The sequence below is a fragment of the Bradyrhizobium sp. genome, from assembly GCF_016462955.1.
GTDB lineage: Bacteria > Pseudomonadota > Alphaproteobacteria > Rhizobiales > Xanthobacteraceae > Bradyrhizobium.
In genome coordinates this window covers 1-3,616 of record NZ_JAEMSD010000603.1, presented here as the reverse complement: position 1 = coordinate 3,616, position 3,616 = coordinate 1, and the positions used below count along the sequence as shown (strand labels likewise).

General features: G+C 63.8%; 4 protein-coding genes. 3 read left to right on the top strand and 1 reads right to left on the bottom strand.

Features of this window, described 5'->3' with window-relative positions:
- The 3 genes from JHD07_RS35290 to JHD07_RS35280 form a co-directional block, all read left to right on the top strand.
- Positions 1-1,212 (top strand): M48 family metallopeptidase (locus JHD07_RS35290; RefSeq protein ID WP_291630597.1); only part of this gene is annotated, 1,212 nt, incomplete at its 5' end.
- Between the two features lie 209 nt (positions 1,213-1,421).
- Entirely contained in the window at positions 1,422-2,174 is a 753-nt protein-coding gene (locus JHD07_RS35285) for a hypothetical protein (RefSeq protein WP_291630595.1), read from the top strand.
- Positions 2,175-2,236: 62 nt separating this feature from the next.
- Complete coding sequence (locus tag JHD07_RS35280) at positions 2,237-2,905, top strand: hypothetical protein (RefSeq protein ID WP_291630592.1); 669 nt, start codon at positions 2,237-2,239, stop codon at positions 2,903-2,905.
- 234 nt (positions 2,906-3,139) lie between these two features.
- Here JHD07_RS35280 and JHD07_RS35275 read toward each other — a convergent pair.
- The coding region (locus JHD07_RS35275) for an adenine phosphoribosyltransferase (protein WP_291630589.1) at positions 3,140-3,616 on the bottom strand (477 nt) is incomplete at its 5' end.

Here is a 3,616-nt window from a genome sequence, read left to right as displayed (position 1 = left end):
ATGGCCGCGTATGGTCTCTACACGCACATCGCCTCGAACAGGTTTCGTTCGATGCTGCTGCTCGCCGGCTTGTTCATGCTGGTCTACGTGCTGGTCTTTGCCGGCGCTCTCGTTGCAGAAGTCCTCATCGACGGCAACCGGACCGTCGCCTTCTATCTGAGCCACGCCTTCCAGGATCTGAAGGTCGCAGCGCCTGTCGCCACGGTCGTGGCGGCGGCCTGGACCGTGATCGCCTATTTTTTCCACCAGTCGATGATCGACGCCGTGACCGGCGGCCACGCGGTCACCCGGCAGGAGGAACCGCGGCTCTACAATCTGCTGGAAAACCTCTGCATCTCGCGCGGCATCACCATGCCGAAGCTGAAGATCATGGAGAGCCCGGCGCTGAACGCGTTCGCGGCTGGCCTCAATCCCAGGCAATACTCCATCACCGTCACCACGGGCCTGCTCGATGCGCTCGATGACAGGGAGATCGAGGCCGTGCTCGGCCACGAGCTGACCCACATCAGGAACGGTGACGTGCAGCTCATGGTCGTCGCCGTCATCATCGCCGGCGTGGTCGGCTTCTTCGGCGAATTGTTCTTCCGCCTGTTTACCAATCTCAACTGGAACTCCGGCTCCGGCGGCTCGTGGTCCTCCGGCTCGTCCTCGTCGTCGCGCTCGTCCTCGTCATCGAGCGACAGCAAGAGCTCCGGCGGCGGCGCGGTGATCGTGGTCGTCATCGCGATCGTGCTGATCGTGGTGGCCTGGCTGCTGTCCCAGGTGGTCAAGCTCGCGCTGTCGCGGTCGCGCGAATATCTCGCCGATGCCGGCTCGGTCGAGCTGACGAAAGACCCCGACGCCATGATCTCGGCGCTGCGCAAGATCGAGGGCCGCGGCGAACTTCCCGGCGCGACCTCGGCGGTGATGGAGCTCTGCGTCGACAATCCCCGCGAGGGCTTTGCCGATCTGTTCGCAACCCATCCTTCCGTGCAGTCCAGGGTCGACGCGCTGGTCAAGTTCGCCGGCGGGCGCGATCCCGGCCCGTTGCCGGATCCCACCGACGAGACCGAGCACGTCGAGGCGCAGGGTGATGCGCAGGATGTCCTGCCGACGCCGCGGCACGGGCCATGGAGCGACGCCGACGCTCCGGGTAATCCGCCGGCCGTGCCCGCGCCAAACCCTTCAGGAACCTCCGCAGGTAGCCCGATGGGACCGTGGGGCCGCCATTGAGCCACCCAATCAGCCGTGGTTTGCGGCGGGTTTCACGACGACCGGGAAAAACCTCGGGAATTGCCGTAACTGCGGCCTGCGGAATTGAATTCTCCCTTGTTTCTGCCATGTTCGCGCCCAACAGCAGACTCGGGACGTCTTTCGGGACATCGATTTGGGGCCCGGCCGATTGCGACATCGCGATCGGGGGCGCGCGTTAGGGGACAGCGATGGCAAAGCCGGCAGTGGTTGTGGTGGGCGCGGACAAGGGCGGGGTCGGCAAGACCACGGTATCGCGCACCCTGCTCGATTATTTCTCGGCCAACAACGTGCCGACGCGCGCCTTCGACACGGAGTCGCCGCGCGGAACCCTGAAGCGCTTCCACCCTGATATCACCGAAATCGTCGATATGACGACGACGTCCGACCAGATGAAGATCTTCGACACGCTCAACGCTGTCAGCCCTTCGGTCACCGTGATCGACGTCCGCGCTGGCCTGCTCTCGCCCGCGCTGGCCTCGCTGCGCGATATCGGCTTCCTCGACGCCGCCAAGGCCGGCCAGATCACCTTCGCGGTGTTCCACATCCTGGGACCCTCGATTGCCTCGCTGGAGGAGATCGCCGAGACCGCAGGTTTCATGGGCGGCGCGAAATATTTCCTGGTCAAGAACTTCATCAACGACACCCAGTTCTTCCAGTGGGACCAGGCGACCTACAATTCCTACTTCCACCGCATCAAGGACGCGACCGAGCTGACCATCCCCAAGCTCAACGAAATGGCCTATGAGCAGGTCGAGGTGTCCTCCGTCCCGTTCCTGAAATTCGTCGCCAACAAGGGCATCAACGACGAGGCCGCGAACTATTCGTTCGTGTTGCGCGGCTATGTCCGGCACTGGCTCGCCAATGTCTGGAGCGAATTCGACCGCATCCGCCTGACCGACATCGTCGGTTCGAAGCCGGTGACCCGCAACAGCGAAAAATAGTTGCGCAAGCCGTGTGGATACGGCTGGATCGGGCGGTGAGTCGGCGCAGATAATAGCTGGCGATGCCCGCGACACCCGTCTACATCATCTGCTCGCCCCGCCCGCAGGTCGGCAAGACCTTGCTGGCGCGGCTGCTGACGGAATTCCTTCTGCTCAAGAACGGCAACGTCGCGGCGTTCGACGTCAATCTGAAGGAGCCGTCACTGCTCGATTACCTGCCGAAGGTGACCGAGACCGCCGATGTGATCGACACCTACGGCAAAATGCAGCTGATGGACCGTGTCATCGTCGATGACGGTGTTGCCAAGGTCATCGACCTCGGCTTCCACGCCTTCGACGAGTTCTTCAAGATGACGGACGAGATCGGACTGCTGAAGGAGGCGGCGCGCCGGCATGTGGCACCCCAGATCCTGTTCGTCGCCGACACCGACCGCGTCTCGGCCCGCGCCCACGAGATGCTGCGCGGGCAGATCCCGCGGATGAACCTGGTCACGGTGGACAACGAATATGTCGTGCGCGGCGAGCTGCCCGCGGCGATGGGAGCCGGCCGGCTGTTCCGCCTGCCCGCGCTGCCGGGTTTCCTGAAGACCTATATCGACCGGCTGAATTTTTCCTTCACCGGCTACCTGCGCCAGGAGAAGGACTCCTCGACCGAGCTACACCAATGGACCCGGCGCAATTACATTGCCTTCCGGGAGCTGGAACTCACCCTGATATTGCAGCGGTCGTAGAGTGCTCGGCCGGCGAACTCGGTGTTTACCTCTCCCCAACGGGGAGAGCGTTTGGCGATGCGAAGCATCGTCCAGAGCAATCCGGGAGGGGCCGCAGCGATTATTGAGACCGCAACCCCTCACCCGGATCGCATCTTACGATGCGATCCGACCTCTCCCTACGGGAGAGGTGGACCGAGGCTGGAGTCGGCAGCCATCCAAGCGAGACAAGCCCGAGCGACGTTCTAACCCAGCTCAATGCCCTTCGAACGTCATCAGCGTGCGCACCGGCACGTCCATGGCGCGCAGCTTGGCGGCCCCGCCGAGCTCGGGCAGGTCGATGATGAAGCAGGCGGCGACGACGTTGGCGCCGATCTGGCGCAAGAGCTTCACCGCGCCTTCCGCGGTGCCGCCGGTGGCGATGAGGTCGTCGACCAGGATCACGCGCTCGCCGGGCTGGATCGCGTCAACATGCATCTCCATCTCGTCGATGCCGTATTCCAGGGAGTAAGCGATCCGCACGGTGGTGTGCGGCAGCTTGCCCTTCTTGCGGATCGGCACGAAGCCGGCTGAGAGCTGATGCGCCACAGCGCCGCCGATGATGAAGCCGCGCGCTTCCATGCCGGCCACCTTGTCGATCTTGTTGCCGGCCCAGGGATTGACGAGTTCGTCCACGGCACGGCGGAACGCGCGGGCATCCGCGAGCAAGGTGGTGATGTCGCGGAACATGAT

What these genes read in the sequence shown, in the direction of transcription:
- JHD07_RS35280 (WP_291630592.1), top strand. Translation starts at nt 2,237, where the DNA reads ATGCCCGCGACACCCGTCTACATCATCTGCTCGCCCCGCCCGCAGGTC.
- JHD07_RS35285 (WP_291630595.1), top strand. Translation starts at nt 1,422, where the DNA reads ATGGCAAAGCCGGCAGTGGTTGTGGTGGGCGCGGACAAGGGCGGGGTC.